Below are 19,155 nucleotides of genomic sequence, written 5' to 3' on the forward strand. Positions count from 1 at the left end.
GGTATTCGGGGCTTTTTTCATGCAGGCGTATCAACGCGATTTCATTCGTTTTGCCATCGATCGCGGCGTTTTGCGCTTCGGTGAGTTCACTCTCAAGTCCGGGCGCACCAGTCCGTATTTCTTCAATGCCGGTCTGTTCAACAGCGGTTCGGCCCTGTCGCAGCTGGGGCGTTTCTACGCTGCGGCGGTGGTCGACAGTGGTATTTCCTTCGACGTCCTGTTCGGGCCAGCCTACAAGGGGATTCCCCTGGCAGCCGCGACAGCCGTGGCTCTGGCTGAACATCACGGCATCGATCTGCCATGGTGCTTCAACCGCAAAGAGGCCAAGGCGCATGGCGAAGGTGGCAGCCTGGTGGGCGCTCCGTTGACCGGCAATGTGCTGATCATCGACGACGTCATCACCGCGGGCACCGCGATTCGCGAGGTCATGCAGATCATCAAGGGCCAGGACGCGACAGCGGCCGGTGTCCTGATCGCGCTCAACCGCCAGGAACGCGGCAATGGCGAGCTTTCGGCCATCCAGGAAGTCGAGCGTGACTTCGGGATTCCGGTTGTAAGCATCGTATCGCTCAATCAGGTTCTACAATTCCTTGCAGACGATCCGCAACTCAAGCAGCACCTGCCTGCAGTTGAAGCCTACAGGGCGCAATACGGAATCTGACAAGGGGAGTGTATGGCTGTCGCTCGCATCGACATGCGTCTGCTGAATGTTCTGGCGCTGTGGCTGTCACTGGGTGTTTTTGCGCCCGTGACGGCTCATGCTGCCGATCCTGACGCACTGTTCTATCGCTACATCGACAGCCGTGGCGTGACCGTCCTGGATCGCCAGGGCGTACCGCCGGAATATGTCGCCAAGGGTTACGAAGTGCTCAATGCCCGAGGGCGGGTGGTACAGACCGTACCTCCCGCACCGACTGCCGAAGAAGTCCGCAAGGCGGCAGCCGACAAGCTCCAGGCCAATGCCGATGCGCAGTTGCTGAGTCTCTACAGCAGCGTCGAAGAGGTGGATCGCGTCAAGGCTCGCAGGCTGGCCGAGCTGGATGCCTTGATCGGCGTGGCCCAGGGCAACATCCAGGGGCTCAACGCCCAACAACGCAACATGCAAAGCCAGGCCGCTGACCTTGAGCGCGCAGGCCGTCCCATCCCTCAGGTACTCATCGATCAGTTGAACGACGTGCAGGACCAGCAACAACGCATCCAGGCCGACATCACCCGCTACCAGACATCCCGCGTACAGGCCGAGGCAAGCTTTGCCGAGGACCGGGTACGGGTGGAGAAGTTGCTCAGGTAGGGCTTGAAACGTTTTTTTCGCGAATGAATTCGCTCTTACAGAAAATCTTTGTAATTCATGATGTTGCGTTTTTTGGTAGGAGCGAATTCATTCGCGAAGAGGTTATCCACGGCATAAAAAAGCCCCGCCAACACAAGCTGGCAGGGCTTTGGTGTCGCTTGTCGCAATCAGTGACGCTTGCGATTGGTGATCAGCGTGCCGACGCCGCTGTCGGTGAAGATTTCCAGCAGCACGGCGTTGGGTACGCGGCCGTCGATGATGTGTGAGCTGTGAACGCCGCCCTGGACCGCTTCCAGCGCGCAACGGATCTTGGGCAGCATGCCGCCGTAGATGGTGCCGTCGGCGATCAGGCTGTCTACCTGTTCGGTGGTCAGACCGGTGAGGACTTCACCCTGCTTGTCCATCAGGCCGGCGATGTTGGTCAGCAGCATCAGTTTTTCGGCCTTGAGGGCTTCTGCAACCTTGCCAGCAACCAGATCGGCGTTGATGTTGTAGGACTCGCCATCCGGGCCGACACCAATCGGTGCGATGACCGGGATGAAGTCGCCTTTGACCAGCATGTTCAGCAGTTCGGTGTTGACGCCCACGACTTCGCCGACATGGCCGATGTCGATGATTTCTGGCTTGGTCATTTCCGGTGTCTGGCGGCTGACGGTGAGCTTGCGCGCACGAATCAGCTCGGCGTCTTTACCGGTCAGGCCGATCGCGCTGCCGCCATGACGGTTGATCAGGTTGACGATGTCCTTGTTGACCTGGCCGCCCAGAACCATTTCCACCACGTCCATGGTCTGGGCATCGGTGACGCGCATGCCATCGATGAAGTGACTCTCGATGGACAGGCGCTTGAGCAGATCACCGATCTGAGGACCGCCGCCGTGAACGACCACCGGGTTGATGCCTACCGCTTTCATCAGCACGATGTCACGCGCGAAGCCGGTTTTCAGCTCCTCGCTTTCCATGGCGTTGCCGCCGTACTTGATTACCAGCGTCTTGCCGACGAATCGGCGAATGTAAGGCAGCGCTTCGGATAGAACCTTGGCTACATTAGAGGCGGCATCACGGTCGAGGGTCATTCAGGGCTCCTGTCAAAAGGGAAAACAATCAGAACGGAAGTTCGAGATCCGGTGCAACTTTCTTGATCTCGGTGTGGAAAACATCCTTGATGCGCTGCAGCTCGGCTTCGGTTTCAGCTTCAAAACGCAACACCAGTACAGGTGTGGTGTTGGAAGCACGTACCAGTCCCCAGCCGTTCGGATAGTCCACGCGCACACCGTCGATGCTGGTCAGTTTGGCGTCGCCCCACTGGGCATCTTTCTCAAGGGCCTCAATGATGCTGAACTTGGTGACATCGGTCACCTTAATGTTGATCTCCGGCGTCGAAATGTCGTTCGGGAATGTCTCGAACAGGTCTTCGGCGCTCTGGGATTCCTGGCTGAGGATTTCCAGCAGGCGCGCAGCACTGTAGATGCCGTCGTCGAAACCGAACCAGCGCTCCTTGAAGAAGATATGGCCGCTCATCTCGCCAGCCAGCAGCGCGCCGCTCTTTTTCATTTCTTTCTTGATCAGGGAGTGACCGGTTTTCCACATGACCGGACGACCGCCGTGCTCGCTGATCAGCGGCGTCAGGCGGCGGGTGCATTTCACGTCGAAAATGATATCGGCACCCGGATTGCGCTTCAGCACGTCCAGAGCGAAAAGCATCAGCAGGCGGTCCGGGTAGACCACGTTGCCCTTGTTGGTCACCACGCCCACGCGGTCGCCGTCACCGTCGAAAGCCAGGCCCAGGTCTGCACCGGTTTCCTTGACCTTGGCGATGAGGTCTTCGAGGTTTTCCAGCTTGCCCGGATCCGGGTGGTGGTTGGGGAAGTTGCCGTCGACTTCCGCGAACAGGGAAATCACTTCACAGCCCAGGGCTTCGATCAGTTGCGGGGCGATCACACCGGCAGCGCCGTTGCCGCAGTCGACCACGACTTTCAGCTTGCGGGCCATCACGATGTCGTTCTTGATCTGCTGGAAGTAGCGATCAAGGATGTCGACCTTGGTGATGCTGCCTTTCTGGAAAGTCAGGTTGTTGGTCTTGATGCGCTCATGCAGCGCCTGAATCTGCTCGTTGGCCAGGGTGTCGCCGGCGATGACGATCTTGAAACCGTTGTAGTCCTTGGGGTTGTGGCTACCGGTCAGCATGACGCCGGTCTTGCCAGCCAGCACATTGGCCGCATAGTAAAGCGCAGGGGTCGGCACGAGGCCTACATCGCTGACGTGGCAGCCGCTGTCGTGCAGGCCTTGAATCAGCTGTTGCACCAGTTCAGGACCGGAAAGGCGTCCGTCGCGCCCAACGCTGACGTTCGGTTCGTTCTGGGCCAGGCTTTCAGAGCCGATGGCCCGGCCGATCCAGTAAGCCGTTTCAGCGTTGAGGGTATCCCCGACCACGCCGCGGATGTCATAGGCGCGGAAGATGTTGTCGGGAAGAGTTGGTGCCGTGGATTCTTGACTGCTCATAACTGGGGGATGCTCCGATCTCAGGAAGTCCTGGTTTTCGTCGAGAAGGTCGATATCAAGAATATCGGTATCTTGAAACAGCGGATCGGTCCATTGGGTGTCAGGTGCCGCGAATGGGGTCGAAACACTGTTTCTCGCACTGTTTGCGGTGTCCGCTTCCTCGCTCGCGACCAGATGTTGTGGGCCGCGAGGCGAAAAGCGTGCAAGGGTCTGAGCCAGGCTGTTGAGTGCTTCAAGGCTCAAACCGAAGGGTTTGACGGCTTTTCCGTCAGAGAGTTCTTGAAGCAACTGATTCAGTTGCCGGGCATCCTCGCCAATGCGCCGTTGCAGAGCCCTTTCATTAAAGTGCAGACCCAGTAATGCGCCAGTCAGAGCAATGATCGCCGCCAGTAGCAGGAGCAGCAGGGAAGGTGAGGCAGTCAGTGATGAGCCAGGAGTGAATTCGAGTTTCCAGTTGGCATGGCCGGTATCGAAACTTGTTGCCTTGCCGCCACCGGCGTCCCCGCGTTGCAGGAATATCTGCTCCTGGCCGGTGCCGAATTGCTGGCTCAGGACGACTTTTCCGGCATAGGCAGGCATGGCGGGCAATGCGTTGATCAGGCGTTGCGGGTCGAACGCCAGCAGCAGGGTGCCAAGGACCGGTTGCGTCGGATCGGCCCGCACCGGCGCGGCGCTATAAATCACCCAGCGTTCGCCGAGTTTGCGGGCTTCGGGCGGTGCGACCTGGCCCTGGGCGGCGTCGTTCAGCATGTCCAGGGTCGCAAAGCTTACTGGCAGCGAGCCTTGCGGATCCACGTCATTGAGGCCCTTCGGGTCGATTCGGGCGCCGATCAGGCCATCCCACTTGAGTTGCCGTTGCAGTGCCGCCAGTGCAGCGGTGTCCTTGTTTTGCAAGGCTTGTACGAGTGGGGCACCGGAGGCGGCTGCCAGGGTGTCGGCGCTCATCTGCTTGAGAGCCTGATCCACGGCCGAGGCCTGGCTGCTTCCCCAGGCTTGGGTAAGCGGGCTCTGCTGCTGGGGATTGCTCGACAGCGCCAGCCCTACCAGCACCGTTGCGCACAGCAGGCCGACGAGGGCAGGGATGAGGCCGGGAAGCAGGCCTTGCAGGCTGGCAGCCGGAAGCGGGTTGGCGGCGGTTACCGATTGCTTTGACACGTTTTGACTGCCTTTCACCCGACCTCTCCTGCGATTCGTCCTGAAACGGGATGATCTTCCTGAACAGCGAGCGATCAGTGGCTGCCGGAGTGACCGAAACCACCAGCGCCACGCTGGCTTTCATCGAACTCTTCGACCAGCTCGAAGCGGGCCTGAACCACCGGTACCAGCACCAGTTGAGCGATGCGTTCGCCGATGGAGATTTTGAATGCCGTCTGCCCGCGGTTCCAGCAGGAGACCATCAGTTCGCCCTGGTAATCGGAGTCGATCAGGCCGACCAGATTGCCCAGCACGATGCCGTGTTTGTGACCCAGGCCCGAGCGCGGCAGGATCATGGCGGCCAGGCCTGGATCGCCGATGTAGATCGACAGGCCGGTAGGGATCAGCAGCGTCTGGCCCGGTTCCAGAAGGGTGTCTTCCTTGAGCATGGCGCGCAGGTCCAGGCCGGCCGAGCCTTCTGTGGCGTAGGCCGGGAGCGGGAATTCGTTGCCGATGCGAGGGTCGAGGATCTTTGCTTGTAGAGCGTGCATTCGTAGTTAAACCTGATTCATGCGTTCTGCGATAAAGGTGATCAGCTGGCGGGCAATCTTGGCCTTGCTGGTCTGGGCGAAAAGCGTTGCGTGCAACGCCCGGTCGATCACGCTGCAGGCATTTTCCTCGCTGTTGAAGCCGATGCTGGGGTTGGCCACATCGTTGGCGACGATCAGGTCGAGGTTCTTGTCCTTGAGCTTGCGTGCAGCATAGTCGAGCAGATGTTCGGTCTCGGCGGCGAAGCCGACACTGAAAGGGCGATCCGGGCGTGTGGCGATGGTGGCCAGAATGTCCGGGTTGCGGACCATCTGGAGCAGCAGGCCGTCGCCGTTGGCAGGATCTTTCTTGAGTTTGTGTGGCGCGATGACTTCCGGGCGGTAGTCGGCCACGGCTGCGGAGGCGATGAACAGGTCGCAGGGGATCGCGGCTTCACAGGCGGCCAGCATGTCGCGGGCGCTGACCACATCAATGCGTGATACCCGATCCGGCGTTTGCAGGTTGACCGGGCCGGTAATCAGCGTGACACGCGCACCCGCTTCCACGGCGGCCTCGGCCAGGGCAAAGCCCATCTTGCCGGAGCTGTGGTTGGTGATGTAACGCACCGGGTCGATGTTTTCCTGAGTCGGACCGGCGGTGATCAGCACGTGTTTGCCGGTCAGGGTCAGGCGCTGGAAACAGTCCGCGGCGCATTGGGCCAGGTCGTTGGCTTCGAGCATACGTCCGAAACCCACGTCGCCACAGGCCTGGCTGCCGGATGCCGGGCCGAATACGCGAAAGCCGCGCTCTTCGAGCTGGCGGGTATTGGCCTGCACCGACTCGTCGCGCCACATGGCCTGGTTCATGGCCGGGGCAATGGCGACCGTTGCGTCGGTGGCCAGGATGATAGTGGTCAGCAGGTCATTGGCAATGCCTTGTGACAGACGTGCGATCAGGTCGGCGGTGGCCGGGGCAACGAGAATCAGGTCTGCCCACTTGGCCAGCTCGATATGGCCCATCGCGGCCTCGGCAGCGGGGTCCAGCAGATCCAGGTGTACGGGGTGCCCGGAAAGGGCCTGCATGGTCAGAGGGGTGATGAACTCGGCGCCACCCTTGGTCATGACGACACGCACTTCTGCGCCGTGATCGCGCAACCGGCGAACCAGTTCGGCGCTCTTGTAGGCTGCGATGCCGCCGCCGACGCCCAGAACGATGCGTTTTCGATACAGCCGCTGCATAGACCTGCCTTTTTGGTCGAGTGAGTACGCGACAGCGATGACGCCTCCCCAGGCCAGGTCGCCGCGCAAAAAAGATGGGCTAAGATAGCACAGCGACCGCACCGGAACAGCGGCGCCACACACATGGAGGTGCTATGAGTATTCGCAATTGGCCTGCGTCCGAACGCCCGCGTGAGCGTTTGCTGGAGTCGGGGGCGCAAAGCCTCTCCGACGCCGAGTTGTTAGCCATCTTTTTACGGACCGGCGTGGCCGGAAAAAGCGCTGTAGACCTGGCGCGTCATCTGTTGATTCAATTTGGCAGCCTGAGAGCGCTGCTGGAAAGCGATCTGGGCAGGTTCAGCTCGCATCTTGGGCTCGGGCCTGCGAAGTTTGCCCAGTTGCAGGCGGTCATGGAGATGTCGCGTCGGCACATGGCCGAAACATTGCGTCGCGATTCAATTCTCGAAAGCCCCATGCAGGTGCGCAGATACCTCAAGGCCATACTTCGCCAGGAACAGCATGAAGTGTTCGGCTGCCTGTTTCTCGACAGCAAGAATCGCGTCCTGACGTTCGAGATCCTGTTTCACGGGACGATCAACGCCGCGTATGTGCATCCGCGACAGGTCGTCAAACGCGCCATGGTCCACAACGCCGCCAGTCTGATCCTGTGCCACAACCACCCTTCGGGCGTCACCGACCCCAGCCATTCCGACATCGAACTGACCAAACGCCTGAAACAGGCCCTGGCGCTGATCGATGTGCGGGTGCTGGATCATGTGATCATCGGTGACGGGGAACCGCTGTCGATGGTGGAAATGGGGTTGGTGTAGATATTTCACGAATGAATTCGCTCCTGCTCAGACTGTGTGAAAACTACTGCGCTTGATCATGCTGCGTTGAAAACAGGCTCGTGCGCGAGTCCGATCGGAATGCTCATTTACAACACGTAAAGTCGAGCGCGACTCCGACCGTTCCTCGCCTGTTTTCGCCTTGCCTGATCTTCGCTCGCTACGTTTTCACACGGTCTGTGCTGTGGAGCGAGTTCATTCGCGAAGCCTCACAGCCGCTTATTTCACCTTCACTTTGTAGAAGTCCTGACGCCCGAACGGGCTGACTTCATAGCCGGTCACGTCCTTGCGGGTCAGGGTCGCGGCAGTCGGGTGAGCCAGCGGCAGCCACAGCGCCTGCTGCTGGATCTGCGCCTGAGCCTGCTGATACAGCTTGCTACGCTGCGCCTGATCGCTGGTGGATTTGCCGTCACTGATCAGCTTGTCCAGGGCTTTGTCGCAATAGCGGGCAAAGTTGGTGCCCGACTGCACGGCGGCGCAGGAGAACTGCGGCGTCAGGAAGTTATCCGGGTCGCCGTTGTCGCCTGCCCAACCCATGAACAGCAAGTCATGCTCGCCCGCCTTGGCGCGACGAATCAGCTCGCCCCATTCGATAACCTTGATCTCGGCGTCGATGCCGACTTTCTTCAAATCTGCTTGCAGCAACTGCGCGCCCAGGCTCGGGTTGGGGTTCAGCAGGCTGCTGGAAGGACGAGTCCAGATGGTGGTCTTGAAGCCATCCTTCAGACCGGCCTTGGCCAGCAGTTCTTTGGCTTTGGCGACATTGTGCGGATAACCCGGCAGATCCTTGGCGTAACTCCAGGTATTGGGTGGGTAAGGGCCGTTGGCTGTCTCGGCAGTGTCTTCAAATACGGCTTTCAGGTAGTTGGCCTTGTCGAAGGCCAGGTTTACCGCCTGACGCACCTCCGGCTTGTCGAACGGAGGGTGCTGGCTGTTGATTGCCAAAAACGCTGTCATGAACGCTTCGTTCTTCTCGACCTTGAGCGCCGGGTCCTTGCTGGCTTCCTGGATATCCAGCGGCTTGGGCGAAAGCGCGATCTGGCATTCGTCACGGCGGATCTTCTGCAGGCGCACATTGGCGTCCGGGGTGATGGCGTAAATCAGCGTGTCGCTTTCAGGCTTGCCTGCGAAGTAATCCTTGTTGGCCTCGTAACGCACCACGGCATCTTTCTGGAAGCGCTTGAAGACGAAAGGCCCGGTGCCGATGGGCTGGCTGTTGAGCTTTTCCGGGGTGCCGGCTTTGAGCAACTGAGCGGTGTATTCAGCCGAGTAGATCGACGCAAAACCCATGCTCAGGGTCGCCAGGAAGGTCGAGTCCGCATGATTCAGGGTAAAGCGCACGGTATGGGCGTCTGGTGCTTCGATCGCTTTGATCAGAGCAGGCAACTGCATGGATTGCGCGTGGGGGAAACCGCTCTGGGCAATCTTGTGCCAAGGGTTTTGCGGGTCGAGCATGCGCTTGAAGCTGAACACCACGTCTTCGGCGCTGAATTCGCGGCTCGGAGTGAAATAAGGCGTTGTGTGGAATTTAACCCCGGAGCGCAGTTTGAAATCGTAGGTCAGGCCGTCGCTGGAGACGGTCCATTCCTGGGCCAGGCTTGGCACCAGCTTGCCGCTCTTGGCATCGAAATCCACCAGGCGGTTCATCAACACATCGGCCGAAGCGTTGGTGGTGGTCAGCGAGTTGTATTGCACGACATCGAAGCCTTCAGGGCTGGCTTCGGTGCAGACCACCAGGTTCGAGGCCTGGGACATGATCGGGAAGAGCAATGGTGCGAGTAAAAAGGGTATTGCAGCAAGACGCATGGCGAAATTCCTGTCAGTTCAGAAAGTGTCCATCTGCCGGCGCAGTCTGGTGAGAGGCTTGATTCGCCACACTAGACCATGTGCTTGCCCAGAACAATCGCCATGGTGCGACGAGCGGTCAATTTGCCAGCGTGCCCGTATGGCTTGAGTGCGCTGCTTGAGCGTTGCCATTCCTGAGGCTTAAAGTGGATTGCTTGTTGTTGCATCAAAGGGTTTCTGGTATAAAGCAGCGCTCTTTTCTAGGGGCCCGGTTCCTTCACTGTAGGTGTAGCCGGTAAGACCCTTAAAGAAACGCGGCGCCTGGCGCCAAATGACTGAGAGATTAAGCGGCCAACCCATGCCGGGTTGGGCATGTGGTTTTAGAGGGCTGAGGCATGTCGAGAGTCTGTCAAGTTACTGGTAAGGGTCCAGTAACCGGGAATAACATTTCCCACGCAAATAACAAAACCCGTCGTCGTTTCCTGCCAAACCTGCAGCATCATCGCTTCTGGGTTGAAGGCGAGAAGCGTTTTGTTCGTCTGCGCGTATCTGCCAAAGGCATGCGTATCATCGACAAGCGTGGCATCGAAGCTGTGCTTGCTGATCTGCGCCGCGACGGCAAAATCTAAGGAGATAATCATGCGTGAATTGATTCGTTTGATCTCGAGCGCCGGTACTGGTCACTTCTACACTACCGACAAGAACAAGCGCACGACTCCGGACAAAATCGAAATCAAAAAATTCGATCCGGTTGTACGCAAGCACGTGATCTACAAAGAAGGCAAAATCAAGTAATTGATTCTGTCTCCTACAAAAAAGCCCGCAGCAATGCGGGCTTTTTTGTGTCTGTCATTTGGCGGGATCAGCCAAACGTGAAGCTCGAAATCAGACCTGCCTGATCGGCATTGATCTGGACGCGGTTCAGGTCGAATTCCCTGGTGCTGACATCGCCCGGACCCAGAACGCGGGCACGGCCGGTCAGCTCGCTGATGTAGGCGTTGAGGCTCGGCAGGTAGCGGGTGCCGATCAGGTATTGAAGTGCTTGAGTGATTTGTTCGTTAGTCATTTTCATAGTCCTTTATGAATGATGTCCTGAATGGACGCCCCTAGATTCATGGATCCAGGCGCACCCCAAGCGTTACTTATTTATATCTTTCGCCTCAAACACCACATAAATCTTGCGGCATGTTTCCAGTACCTCCCAGGTTCCCTTGAAGCCTGCCGGGATCACGAAGCGGTCGCCGGCCCGCAAGGTCTTGGCGCGGCCTGCCTCATCACGCAGCACTGAAACGCCCTGCACGATCTCGCAATATTCATGCTCGGTGTAATTGACCCGCCATTGTCCCGGCGTACCTTCCCACACACCTGCATTCATTTGCCCGCACGGGCTGTTGTAATGGTTGTAGATCGTCTGTTGCGGATCGCCCTTGAAGACCTTTTCGGCTGCGGGACGATAGTGCTCGGCGGTCGTAGTGGCTTCGCTGAAATCGACAATGCTCTCGATGCTCATGTGTTCACCTGGCGCTGAAAAGTGATGCTGGTTGGATAGCCTACAGCCCTGATAAGTGCCGCGCCGCTAACAATCATCGTTGAATAAAATCAACATATGCGGCCAAAAATGGCAATTTTTGTCAAATATATTGGAATTGAGAAACTGCTGGTTTAGGGTGGCGGATGCTTCAGGCTGAACTCACAGGCTCGGGATCGAGTCCTTGATGTTCCATAGCCGCGCAACGACCATCAAAAGGAGGACATGCGTATGACGACCCTGACTCATGCTGACTGGGAAAAACGTGCCCAGGATTTGAAGATAGAAGGCCGCGCCTTCATCCATGGTGAATACACCGCCGCCGCTTCAGACGCCACTTTTGATTGCCTGAGCCCGGTCGATGGCCGCTTGCTGGCCAAAGTCGCCAGTTGCGATGCCGCCGACGCACAGCGCGCCGTAGACAGTGCGCGCAGCGTATTCAACTCAGGCGCATGGTCGCGTCTGGCGCCGACCAAGCGCAAGGCCACGATGATCCGCTTTGCGGGCCTGCTGAAAAAACACGTCGAAGAACTCGCCCTGCTTGAAACCCTGGACATGGGCAAGCCGATCAGCGACTCCTTCAATATCGACATTCCCGGTGCAGCCCAGGCGCTGAGCTGGAGTGGCGAGGCCATCGACAAACTGTACGACGAAGTCGCCGCCACGCCTCACGACCAATTGGGCCTGGTCACCCGCGAGCCCGTGGGCGTCGTAGCCGCCATTGTGCCGTGGAACTTCCCGCTGCTGATGGCCTGCTGGAAGCTGGGGCCTGCGCTGTCCACCGGCAACTCGGTGATCCTCAAGCCTTCGGAAAAGTCGCCGCTGACCGCCATCCGCATCGCGCAACTGGCGATTGAAGCCGGCATTCCGGCGGGTGTGCTCAACGTGCTGCCAGGCCATGGCCATACCGTGGGCAAGGCTCTGGCCCTGCATATGGATGTGGATACCGTGGTGTTCACCGGTTCGACCAAGATCGCCAGGCAATTGATGGTCTATGCGGGTGAGTCGAACATGAAGCGTGTCTGGCTTGAGGCGGGCGGCAAGAGCCCGAACATCGTCTTTGCCGACGCACCGGATCTGCAGGCCGCCGCCGAAGCGGCAGCCAGCGCCATTGCCTTCAACCAGGGCGAAGTCTGCACGGCCGGTTCGCGACTGTTGGTCGAACGTTCCATCAAGGATCGCTTCCTGCCGCTGGTGATCGAAGCCCTCAAGGCCTGGAAACCCGGCAATCCGCTGGACCCGGCGACCACTGTCGGTGCCTTGGTCGATACCCAGCAGATGAACACGGTGCTGTCGTATATCGAAGCCGGTCACGCCGACGGCGCCAAGCTGGTTGCGGGCGGCAAGCGCATCCTGGAAGAAACGGGCGGCACTTATGTCGAGCCAACCATTTTCGATGGCGTGAACAACGCCATGAGAATTGCCCAGGAAGAAATCTTCGGGCCGGTACTGTCTGTCCTGACCTTTGACAGCGCTGAAGAAGCGATCCAGATCGCCAACGACACGCAATATGGCCTGGCTGCGGCGGTATGGACCTCGAACCTGTCCAAGGCGCACCTGACAGCCAAGGCATTGCGGGCCGGCAGCGTGTGGGTCAACCAGTATGACGGCGGCGACATGACCGCTCCGTTCGGTGGTTTCAAGCAATCGGGCAATGGCCGCGACAAGTCGCTGCATGCGTTCGATAAATACACCGAACTGAAATCGACCTGGATCAAGCTGTAAACGCGGTTTTGTAAGGCTTCAATCTGTGCGAATTCATTCGCGAATGAATTCGCCCACAGATCCAGGTTTGCCGGTTGTTATTGAACACTTCTTGACCCGTCGGAGCAGGGAAATGCGTTGGGGTACATATTTCGCCGTGCTGGCCTCTGTCCTGAGTGTCGGTCTGGCGGTGGGCGTCAGCATGCCGCTGGTGTCATTGCGGCTGGAAAGCTGGGGCTATGGCACGTTTGCCATCGGGATCATGGCGGCGATGCCTGCCATCGGAGTGCTGCTGGGTGCCGGGCTTGCGAGCCGACTGGCCTCATACTTCGGCACGGCGAACCTGATGCGTCTGTGTCTGTGGGCCGGTGCGTTCTCGGTCGGTCTGCTGGCGCTGTTGCCCTATTACGGGGTCTGGCTGGTCTTGCGCCTGATGCTGGGCGTGATCCTGACCATCGTCTTCATTCTGGGTGAAAGCTGGATCAACCAATTGGTGATCGAGCGTTTGCGTGGTCGTCTGGTGGCGCTGTATGGCAGTTGCTATGCCTTGAGCCAACTGGCCGGGCCGCTGTTGCTGGGCGTGATCGGCACCGAGGCCGATTATGGTTTCTGGATCGGTGTGGCGCTGCTGGTCAGTTCGCCTTTGCTGCTGCTCGGGCGCAGCGGAGCGCCGAATACCGAAGCCTGTTCGGTGACGTTCCGGGATTTGCTCGGCTTTTGCCGTGGCATGCCCGCCATCGCCTGGGCGGTTTCACTGTTTGCCGCCTTCGAGGCGCTGATCCTCACGCTCTTGCCGGTCTACAGTCTGCGTCAGGGCTTCACGCCTGAAATCGCCTTGATGATGGTCAGCACCGTGGTTGTCGGTGATGCACTGCTGCAATTGCCCATCGGCCTGCTGGCTGACCGTGTTTCACGCCGCACCCTGTTCTCGGGCTGTGCGATTGCCTTGCTGGTTTCCAGCCTGATGATCCCGTTGTTGATCAGTACCGTGCTGATCTGGCCGTTATGGGTGCTGTTCGGTGCCAGTGCGGGTGGTTTGTTCACCTTGTCGCTGATTCTGATTGGTGAGCGTTATCGCGATGATGCACTGGTGCGCGCCAATGCTCATGTGGCCCAGCTCTGGGGGATCGGCTGTCTGGTCGGGCCGCTGGTGGCGGGTGCTGGCAGCCAGTGGGTCAGTGGCCATGCCTTGCCGTTGATGATGGCGGCCGGGGCATTGGGGCTGGTGATTCTGTCGTTGCGAAACAATGCCTTTGGCGGCACGCAAAAGGTTGTCGCTTAAAGCATCTTTTCCAGGCCAATGGCCTTGCTGACCCAGGAGTTCATGCGGCGCCACCAACCGCCTGGTTCCTTGTGCAGGGTGTGCATCTGGCCGTTGTCTTCGGTGACCCACACCACCTGGCCATTCTCCAGCTTCACTTCGTAGCTCAGGTTCGGGGCCATGCCTTGGAGGGTCAGCTCGCGCAATTCTTCGGCCAGTTGCGGGCTGTCCACCAGCACGCCCACTTCGGTGTTCCACAGCACCGAACGCGGGTCGAAATTGAACGAGCCGACAAAGATTTTCTGCCGGTCGAAAATCATCGCCTTGCTGTGCAGGCTTGAGTCGGAGCTGGTGAGGAACGAGCTTTTCTTGAACAGATGCGGACCGCTGCCGCTGCTTCCCGTATCGCCGGGTTGGCGGCGCAGTTCAAAAAGTTTCACGTCGTGCTCCAGCAGCGCCTTGCGATAAGGCGCATAGCCGCCATGTACTGCAGGCACGTCGGTGGCTTCCAGTGAATTGGTCAACAGGCTCACGGACACACCGGCGTCAGCGCGGTTGGTGAGGTACAGCAAACCGGCTTCCCCCGGCACGAAGTACGCCGAAATCAGCATCAACTCCTGATGCGCTTTCAGCAGCTCAGGAGCCAGTTGCGTCGTGAGCAGCAGATGCGGATCGGGCTCGCCTCGGGCCAGCACCTTGGTCGGCGCATCCCACAAGGCCTGGTTATGGGCCCAGGTCAGCTCGTTGAGCCAGCCTTTGAGACGAGGTTGGGTCTTGTAGCTCATCAGGCGCTCATACAGGGCCTTGTGCTGCTGATGGGCTTCTTCCAGGGATTTGGCCAGCCGTTTGCGAGCCTTCGCCAGGTCTTTGGTGGTGGGCAGGATGTACATGAACTCATCGATGGGTTTGCTGAGCGTGCTGTTCCAGTACTGATCGAAACTGTGCCCCAGTTGCTCGGCCACTGGCCCGACGCTGAGCATGTCAATATCGGTGAAATTCATATTGGGTTCGGCATCGAAATACTCATCGCCCAGATTGCGCCCGCCGACGATGGCCACGCTGCTGTCGGCCAGCCACAGCTTGTTGTGCATGCGTCGATGCTGCTGCGAGAGGTTCATCAGGCGTCCGACACTGCGGGTCACGCCGGTTTCACGACCCAGGTTCTGCGGATTGAACAGGCGGATCTGGATGTTCGGGTGAGCGGCGAGGGTGGCGATGGGCTGATCGAGGCCATCGCTGGTGGTGTCATCCAGCAGGATCCGCACACGAACCCCGCGATCTGCGGCCTTGAGCAGTTCATCGATCAGGGCGCGGGTGCTCAGGCCGTCATGGACGATGTAGTACTGCAGATCCAGGCTGCTTTTGGCACTGCGGATCAGCTCGGCACGTGCCATGAACGCATCGGTGCTTTCGGGCAGCAGGCGAAATCCCGAGCGCCCTTCATGGGGCATTGCCAAGGCCTGGACCGAGCGCCCGAACTCGGACGTTGAAGGCGCCAGGGCCTGACTCGGCTCGTTGGGAACGCTGAGGTGAGTGCAGCCACTGACGCTCAGCGCAACCAGCAGGCAAAGGGGCAATGCCCATGATGTCTTCAAATTTTTTGTCCGTCAGGCAGGTTTCGCATGCGATATGACCCTGAAATGACGGAAAGATTTTCAGGTTTCAGTCGGTTTGTGCACTCATTTTCGCAATCATCATGCCGATCTTGCGCACAGCGTTCTCGATTTCCGGTGTCGACTTGGGGGCGAAGTTCATGCGCAGGCAGTTTCGGTATTTCCCGGAGGCCGAGAAAATACTGCCTACAGCGATCTGCACATCGTATTCCAGCAAGGCACGATTCAGACGCAATGTGTCGAAGTCTTCCGCCAGTTCCACCCACAACATGAACCCGCCCTGAGGCCGGCTGACCCGTGTGCCTTCAGGGAAATAACGCATGACCCAATCGATCATCTGGTCGCGGCTGCGCTGGTATTGCGTACGCATGCGCCGCAGATGCGGCTCGTAGTGCCCGCCCTCGATAAACTCGGCAATCGCCAGTTGCGGCTGGGGGGCCGTGGAGCCGGTGCCGATGTATTTCATGTGCAGGACACGTTCCAGATAACGCCCCGGCGCGACCCAGCCGACACGCAGCCCTGGGGCAAGACTCTTGGAAAACGAACTGCACAGCAGGACACGACCGTCTTCATCGAAGGACTTGATGGTGCGCGGGCGTGGGTAGTTGAAGGCCAGGTCGCCATACACGTCGTCTTCGATGATCGCCACGTCGAAACGCTGGGCCAGTGTCAGCAAGGCCCGTTTGCGTGATTCGGGCATCACGTAGCCCAGAGGATTGTTGCAACTGGGCGTCAGCTGTATGGCCTTGATGGGCCATTGTTCCAGCGCCAGTTCCAGAGCTTCGAGGCTGATGCCGGTGATCGGGTCGGTGGGGATTTCCAGCGCCTTCATACCCAGCCCTTTGAGGGTCTGCATGGCGCCGAAGAAGCTGGGTGAATCCACGGCCACGATGTCGCCGGGCGAGCAAATGGCGCGAATACTCGCCGACAAGGCTTCGTGGCAGCCCGTGGTGATGATCAGGTCGTTGGCGGTTAGGTTGCAGCCTGAGTCCAGCATCAGGCGGGCGATCTGTTCGCGAAGTGTATGGACGCCGTGGATATTGTCGTAATACAGACCGGGCATGCTCTGGCGGCGACTCAACTGGCTCAGCGAGCGCAGCAGTGGCTTGAGGGTCGGGCTGCTGATGTCCGGCATGCCGCGTCCCAACTGGGTAATCGCGTGGGCAGGCGAGACGCGAATCAGGTCCAGCACCTGTTCCCACTGGGAGATATCCACCGGCCGCTGAACCGGGCGACCCACCGCCGGGAGTGCCGGCGCCTTTCTGCTGGCAGGCACGAAATAGCCGGACTTGGGTTTTGGAGCCGCCAGCCCGCTGTCTTCCAGCACTCGATACGCCTGTTGCACGGTGCTCAGGCTGACGCCGTGTTCAAGGCTCAGCGCCCGAACTGACGGCAAGCGGTCGCCGGGGCGATAGAAGCCGTTTTCAATGCGCGAGCCAAGCAGTTCGGCGAGATTGACGTAGAGCGTCATGGCGTACTCTTGAGTGTTGTCGGCGGGTAAGCAATACAGATTGGGCAAAAATATAGCATTCAGTGCGGATTCTGGCTTGTCTGTATGGAAATAAATAATTGTTTTTGAATCTGTAATGGTTTTCCGGGCCGCGCCATCATGGCATCACACCAAAACGTGATGGAGGGTCGAAAAATGAACGGGCTCAGCGATGTGCGTTTAGCGCTTCACAGCCAGGAATTGCAAGAGAAGAGTCTGGCGGCCAACGCCAGTGCAAACTCACAACCCTGCATGAGCCGCTGGGCGCTGTACCGTCATCGCTGGACCACCCGTCATGCGCTGCTGAAGCTGACCGAAGATCAGCTTCGCGACATCGGGCTCGATGCCGGACAGGCCATGGCCGAAGCCATGAAACCCTTCTGGAGAATGTGAGTCAGCGCAGTTCCTTGAGCCGATGCCAGAGCATTCCCAGCGCCAGCAATGGCGAGCGCAGATGCTTGCCACCTGGGAAGGTCATGTGCGGCACCCTGGCAAACAACTCGAAGCCATCGCTGTGCTGACCGGCGATGGCTTCGGCCAACAACCTGCCGGCCAGATGAGTGGCATTGAGGCCGTGGCCTGCGTAGGCCTGGGCGTAGAACACATTGGGCTGCTGCTTGAGCTGGCCGATCTGCGGTAGGCGGTTGGCGCCGATGCCGATCATCCCGCCCCATTGATAATCGATCTTCACGCCAGCCAGTTGCGGAAAGACTTCCAGCATCTTGGGCCGCATGTAGGCGGCGATGTCCTGCGGGTCGCGTCCCGAGTAATGACAGGCACCACCGAACAGCAGACGTCGGTCGGCTGAGAGCCGGTAGTAATCCACCGTCACTCGCTGGTCACAGATCGCCATGTCTTGCGGTATCAGTTCGGCTGCCTGTGCCGGGCTCAGGGGCTCGGTCGCAATGATGTAGCTGCCCGCGGGCAGGATCTTGCCGCCCAGTTCCGGGTTCAGGTCGTTCATGTAGGCGTTGCAGCACAGCACCAGCGTCTCGGCCTGCACTGAACCCGATGCGGTATGCACCTTGACCTGCGGGCCGTAGTCGATGCGCGTCACGCCTGAGTGCTCGAACAACCGAACTCCCAGTGCCTGAGCGGCGGCGGCTTCGCCCAGTGCCAGATTCAAGGGATGCAGATGCCCGGAACCCATGTCGATCATGCCGCCCACGTAGCGATCGGAGCCCACTACGCTGTGCATCTGCTCCGGTTGCACCAGTTGCAGGCTGTGGCGATAACCGAGGCTGCGCAATGCTTCGAGGTCTTCAGCAAAGCCGGCAAAGTCGCGCGGCTTGTTGGCGACGTCGCAGTAACCCCATTTCAGGTCGCAGTCGATACCGTGACGCTCGACCCGCTGACGGACGATCTCCACGGCCTCGATCCCCATCAGCTTGAGCTGACGCACGCCGTCATGGCCGATGACGGAGGTGAACTGCTCAAGGTCATGGCCCACGCCACGGATCAATTGCCCGCCATTACGCCCGCTGGCGCCCCAGCCGATTTTGCGGGCTTCCAGCAAGGCCACGCTCAAACCACGCTCGGCCAGTTCAATGGCCGTGTTCAGGCCGGAAAACCCGCCGCCGACCACGCACACATCCACCGTCAGTTCACCTTGCAGCGCAGGGTAATCCGCTTGCGGATGGCTACTGGCGGCATAGTAAGAGGCGGCGTGCGGGTTGTTTTGAACGCGGGCGTTCATGGAATGATCCTGTTGGCGGCTTTGAATATCAGCAGGGAGGATAAGCCGCTGTCATGCACCTGCCAACTGAGGCAAAATTCCATCACTGTGTTCGGGTGGTCGATTCAATGAGCTGCAACCGTGAAAAAATCCGCGATCTGCGGCGTCAGATTCCCTCCTTCGAGTGCGTGCCTGGCTGCCACGATTGCTGTGGTCCGGTGACCACTTCGCCTGAAGAAATGTCGCGCTTGCCTCGCAAGACCGCCGCCGAGCAGGAAGCTGCGCTGAACGAGCTGAACTGTGTGCACCTCGGGCCCAATGGCTGCACGGTGTATGACGAACGCCCGCTGATCTGCCGCCTGTTCGGCACCACCCAGACACTGCCATGCCCGAATGGGCGACGACCTGTCGAGCTGATTCATCCTCGGGTCGAGAAACAGATCCATGAGTACATGGCTTCGACAAGGCAGGTGCTGGTCTAACCCCGTGGGAGCGAATTTATTCGCGAATGAATTGGCTCTGTCTGCGTTAAGTGTTGCAGAGGTCTAAGCTTGTAGAGCCCGACATCCCTTTCAGGAGGTCT

20 protein-coding genes are annotated in these 19,155 nt (G+C 59.2%); 9 read left to right on the forward strand and 11 right to left on the reverse strand.

All coding sequences use genetic code 11. The annotated features are described in order from the left end of the window. The first annotated feature begins 19 nt into the window (after window positions 1-19). Window positions 20-661, forward strand: a complete 642-nt coding sequence (gene pyrE, locus K5D32_RS10545) for an orotate phosphoribosyltransferase (RefSeq protein WP_095067392.1) — start codon at window positions 20-22, stop codon at window positions 659-661. A 33-nt stretch (window positions 662-694) separates the two neighbouring features. Beyond that, a complete protein-coding gene (locus K5D32_RS10550) occupies window positions 695-1,291 on the forward strand; it encodes a DUF4124 domain-containing protein (protein WP_221575510.1) in 597 nt (198 codons plus the stop codon). A gap of 167 nt (window positions 1,292-1,458) precedes the next feature. On the opposite strand, the gene argB is transcribed toward K5D32_RS10550, so the two are convergent. Genes argB through coaBC form a run of 4 tightly spaced genes read right to left on the reverse strand, consistent with a single transcriptional unit; the run spans window position 1,459 to window position 6,690 of the window. Beyond that, window positions 1,459-2,364, reverse strand: a complete 906-nt coding sequence (gene argB, locus K5D32_RS10555) for an acetylglutamate kinase (protein ID WP_025257915.1) — start codon at window positions 2,362-2,364, stop codon at window positions 1,459-1,461. Window positions 2,365-2,392: 28 nt separating this feature from the next. Continuing rightward, window positions 2,393-4,963: a phosphomannomutase/phosphoglucomutase gene (locus tag K5D32_RS26120; RefSeq protein ID WP_311775779.1), complete on the reverse strand. Its 2,571-nt coding sequence runs from the start codon at window positions 4,961-4,963 to the stop codon at window positions 2,393-2,395. A gap of 56 nt (window positions 4,964-5,019) precedes the next feature. Beyond that, the gene (dut, locus tag K5D32_RS10565; protein WP_025257917.1) at window positions 5,020-5,475 is read right to left on the reverse strand and encodes a dUTP diphosphatase; all 456 of its coding nucleotides are present in this window, start codon (window positions 5,473-5,475) and stop codon (window positions 5,020-5,022) included. Window positions 5,476-5,481: 6 nt separating this feature from the next. Continuing rightward, complete coding sequence (gene coaBC, locus K5D32_RS10570) at window positions 5,482-6,690, reverse strand: bifunctional phosphopantothenoylcysteine decarboxylase/phosphopantothenate--cysteine ligase CoaBC (RefSeq protein WP_221600191.1); 1,209 nt, start codon at window positions 6,688-6,690, stop codon at window positions 5,482-5,484. Window positions 6,691-6,824: 134 nt separating this feature from the next. Between coaBC and radC the strand changes: the two genes are divergently transcribed. Next, window positions 6,825-7,499: a RadC family protein gene (radC, locus tag K5D32_RS10575; RefSeq protein ID WP_221575399.1), complete on the forward strand. Its 675-nt coding sequence runs from the start codon at window positions 6,825-6,827 to the stop codon at window positions 7,497-7,499. Between the two features lie 237 nt (window positions 7,500-7,736). On the opposite strand, the gene K5D32_RS10580 is transcribed toward radC, so the two are convergent. Both K5D32_RS10580 and K5D32_RS25945 read right to left on the reverse strand, forming a co-directional pair. After that, entirely contained in the window at window positions 7,737-9,323 is a 1,587-nt protein-coding gene (locus K5D32_RS10580) for an ABC transporter substrate-binding protein (protein ID WP_221592995.1), read from the reverse strand. A 71-nt stretch (window positions 9,324-9,394) separates the two neighbouring features. Next, window positions 9,395-9,529, reverse strand: coding sequence for a hypothetical protein (locus tag K5D32_RS25945; protein ID WP_260407341.1), 135 nt, complete (start codon window positions 9,527-9,529; stop codon window positions 9,395-9,397). Window positions 9,530-9,697: 168 nt separating this feature from the next. Between K5D32_RS25945 and rpmB the strand changes: the two genes are divergently transcribed. Both rpmB and rpmG read left to right on the forward strand, forming a co-directional pair. Beyond that, on the forward strand, window positions 9,698-9,931 hold the full coding sequence (gene rpmB / locus K5D32_RS10585; protein WP_025257921.1) for a 50S ribosomal protein L28: 234 nt from the start codon (window positions 9,698-9,700) through the stop codon (window positions 9,929-9,931). A gap of 10 nt (window positions 9,932-9,941) precedes the next feature. Next, a complete protein-coding gene (gene rpmG, locus K5D32_RS10590; RefSeq protein ID WP_007894709.1) occupies window positions 9,942-10,097 on the forward strand; it encodes a 50S ribosomal protein L33 in 156 nt (51 codons plus the stop codon). A 67-nt stretch (window positions 10,098-10,164) separates the two neighbouring features. Here the strand turns inward: rpmG and K5D32_RS10595 are convergent, their stop codons facing one another. Together K5D32_RS10595 and K5D32_RS10600 are read right to left on the reverse strand one after the other, a co-directional pair. Beyond that, window positions 10,165-10,368, reverse strand: coding sequence for an I78 family peptidase inhibitor (locus K5D32_RS10595; RefSeq protein ID WP_221575401.1), 204 nt, complete (start codon window positions 10,366-10,368; stop codon window positions 10,165-10,167). A 72-nt stretch (window positions 10,369-10,440) separates the two neighbouring features. After that, complete coding sequence (locus tag K5D32_RS10600) at window positions 10,441-10,812, reverse strand: cupin domain-containing protein (RefSeq protein ID WP_221575402.1); 372 nt, start codon at window positions 10,810-10,812, stop codon at window positions 10,441-10,443. Window positions 10,813-11,061: 249 nt separating this feature from the next. Between K5D32_RS10600 and K5D32_RS10605 the strand changes: the two genes are divergently transcribed. Both K5D32_RS10605 and K5D32_RS10610 read left to right on the forward strand, forming a co-directional pair. Further along, on the forward strand, window positions 11,062-12,555 hold the full coding sequence (locus tag K5D32_RS10605; RefSeq protein WP_216704577.1) for an aldehyde dehydrogenase: 1,494 nt from the start codon (window positions 11,062-11,064) through the stop codon (window positions 12,553-12,555). A gap of 112 nt (window positions 12,556-12,667) precedes the next feature. Continuing rightward, window positions 12,668-13,816, forward strand: a complete 1,149-nt coding sequence (locus K5D32_RS10610) for an MFS transporter (RefSeq protein ID WP_221594770.1) — start codon at window positions 12,668-12,670, stop codon at window positions 13,814-13,816. On the opposite strand, the gene K5D32_RS10615 is transcribed toward K5D32_RS10610, so the two are convergent. Continuing rightward, window positions 13,813-15,390 (reverse strand): phospholipase D family protein, encoded by a 1,578-nt coding sequence (locus K5D32_RS10615; RefSeq protein ID WP_221600193.1) that lies wholly within the window; start codon window positions 15,388-15,390, stop codon window positions 13,813-13,815. The two genes, K5D32_RS10610 and K5D32_RS10615, sit on opposite strands and share 4 nt — an antisense overlap. A 67-nt stretch (window positions 15,391-15,457) precedes the next feature. After that, window positions 15,458-16,879: a PLP-dependent aminotransferase family protein gene (locus K5D32_RS10620; protein ID WP_221600196.1), complete on the reverse strand. Its 1,422-nt coding sequence runs from the start codon at window positions 16,877-16,879 to the stop codon at window positions 15,458-15,460. A 174-nt stretch (window positions 16,880-17,053) separates the two neighbouring features. Here K5D32_RS10620 and K5D32_RS10625 point away from each other — a divergent pair, with 174 nt between their 5' ends. Further along, window positions 17,054-17,290 carry a DUF1127 domain-containing protein gene (locus tag K5D32_RS10625; protein WP_221575407.1) on the forward strand — a complete coding sequence of 79 codons (237 nt, stop codon included), beginning with the start codon at window positions 17,054-17,056 and terminating at the stop codon, window positions 17,288-17,290. A gap of 1 nt (window position 17,291) precedes the next feature. Here the strand turns inward: K5D32_RS10625 and K5D32_RS10630 are convergent, their stop codons facing one another. Continuing rightward, the gene (locus K5D32_RS10630; RefSeq protein ID WP_221600198.1) at window positions 17,292-18,593 is read right to left on the reverse strand and encodes an FAD-binding oxidoreductase; all 1,302 of its coding nucleotides are present in this window, start codon (window positions 18,591-18,593) and stop codon (window positions 17,292-17,294) included. Between the two features lie 107 nt (window positions 18,594-18,700). Here K5D32_RS10630 and K5D32_RS10635 point away from each other — a divergent pair, with 107 nt between their 5' ends. Beyond that, window positions 18,701-19,054, forward strand: coding sequence for a YkgJ family cysteine cluster protein (locus K5D32_RS10635; protein WP_200993666.1), 354 nt, complete (start codon window positions 18,701-18,703; stop codon window positions 19,052-19,054). Window positions 19,055-19,155 lie beyond the last annotated feature (101 nt).

It is taken from the genome of Pseudomonas cichorii (assembly GCF_019719005.1).
Taxonomy (GTDB): domain Bacteria; phylum Pseudomonadota; class Gammaproteobacteria; order Pseudomonadales; family Pseudomonadaceae; genus Aquipseudomonas; species Aquipseudomonas cichorii_E.

Coding starts and splice junctions, on each gene's coding strand:
- pyrE (WP_095067392.1), top strand. CDS start 20: ATGCAGGCGTATCAACGCGATTTCATTCGTTTTGCCATCGATCGCGGC.
- K5D32_RS10550 (WP_221575510.1), top strand. CDS start 695: ATGCGTCTGCTGAATGTTCTGGCGCTGTGGCTGTCACTGGGTGTTTTT.
- argB (WP_025257915.1), bottom strand. CDS start 2,364: ATGACCCTCGACCGTGATGCCGCCTCTAATGTAGCCAAGGTTCTATCC.
- dut (WP_025257917.1), bottom strand. CDS start 5,475: ATGCACGCTCTACAAGCAAAGATCCTCGACCCTCGCATCGGCAACGAA.
- coaBC (WP_221600191.1), bottom strand. CDS start 6,690: ATGCAGCGGCTGTATCGAAAACGCATCGTTCTGGGCGTCGGCGGCGGC.
- radC (WP_221575399.1), top strand. CDS start 6,825: ATGAGTATTCGCAATTGGCCTGCGTCCGAACGCCCGCGTGAGCGTTTG.
- K5D32_RS10580 (WP_221592995.1), bottom strand. CDS start 9,323: ATGCGTCTTGCTGCAATACCCTTTTTACTCGCACCATTGCTCTTCCCG.
- K5D32_RS25945 (WP_260407341.1), bottom strand. CDS start 9,529: ATGCAACAACAAGCAATCCACTTTAAGCCTCAGGAATGGCAACGCTCA.
- rpmB (WP_025257921.1), top strand. CDS start 9,698: ATGTCGAGAGTCTGTCAAGTTACTGGTAAGGGTCCAGTAACCGGGAAT.
- rpmG (WP_007894709.1), top strand. CDS start 9,942: ATGCGTGAATTGATTCGTTTGATCTCGAGCGCCGGTACTGGTCACTTC.
- K5D32_RS10595 (WP_221575401.1), bottom strand. CDS start 10,368: ATGACTAACGAACAAATCACTCAAGCACTTCAATACCTGATCGGCACC.
- K5D32_RS10600 (WP_221575402.1), bottom strand. CDS start 10,812: ATGAGCATCGAGAGCATTGTCGATTTCAGCGAAGCCACTACGACCGCC.
- K5D32_RS10605 (WP_216704577.1), top strand. CDS start 11,062: ATGACGACCCTGACTCATGCTGACTGGGAAAAACGTGCCCAGGATTTG.
- K5D32_RS10610 (WP_221594770.1), top strand. CDS start 12,668: ATGCGTTGGGGTACATATTTCGCCGTGCTGGCCTCTGTCCTGAGTGTC.
- K5D32_RS10620 (WP_221600196.1), bottom strand. CDS start 16,879: ATGACGCTCTACGTCAATCTCGCCGAACTGCTTGGCTCGCGCATTGAA.
- K5D32_RS10625 (WP_221575407.1), top strand. CDS start 17,054: ATGAACGGGCTCAGCGATGTGCGTTTAGCGCTTCACAGCCAGGAATTG.
- K5D32_RS10630 (WP_221600198.1), bottom strand. CDS start 18,593: ATGAACGCCCGCGTTCAAAACAACCCGCACGCCGCCTCTTACTATGCC.
- K5D32_RS10635 (WP_200993666.1), top strand. CDS start 18,701: ATGAGCTGCAACCGTGAAAAAATCCGCGATCTGCGGCGTCAGATTCCC.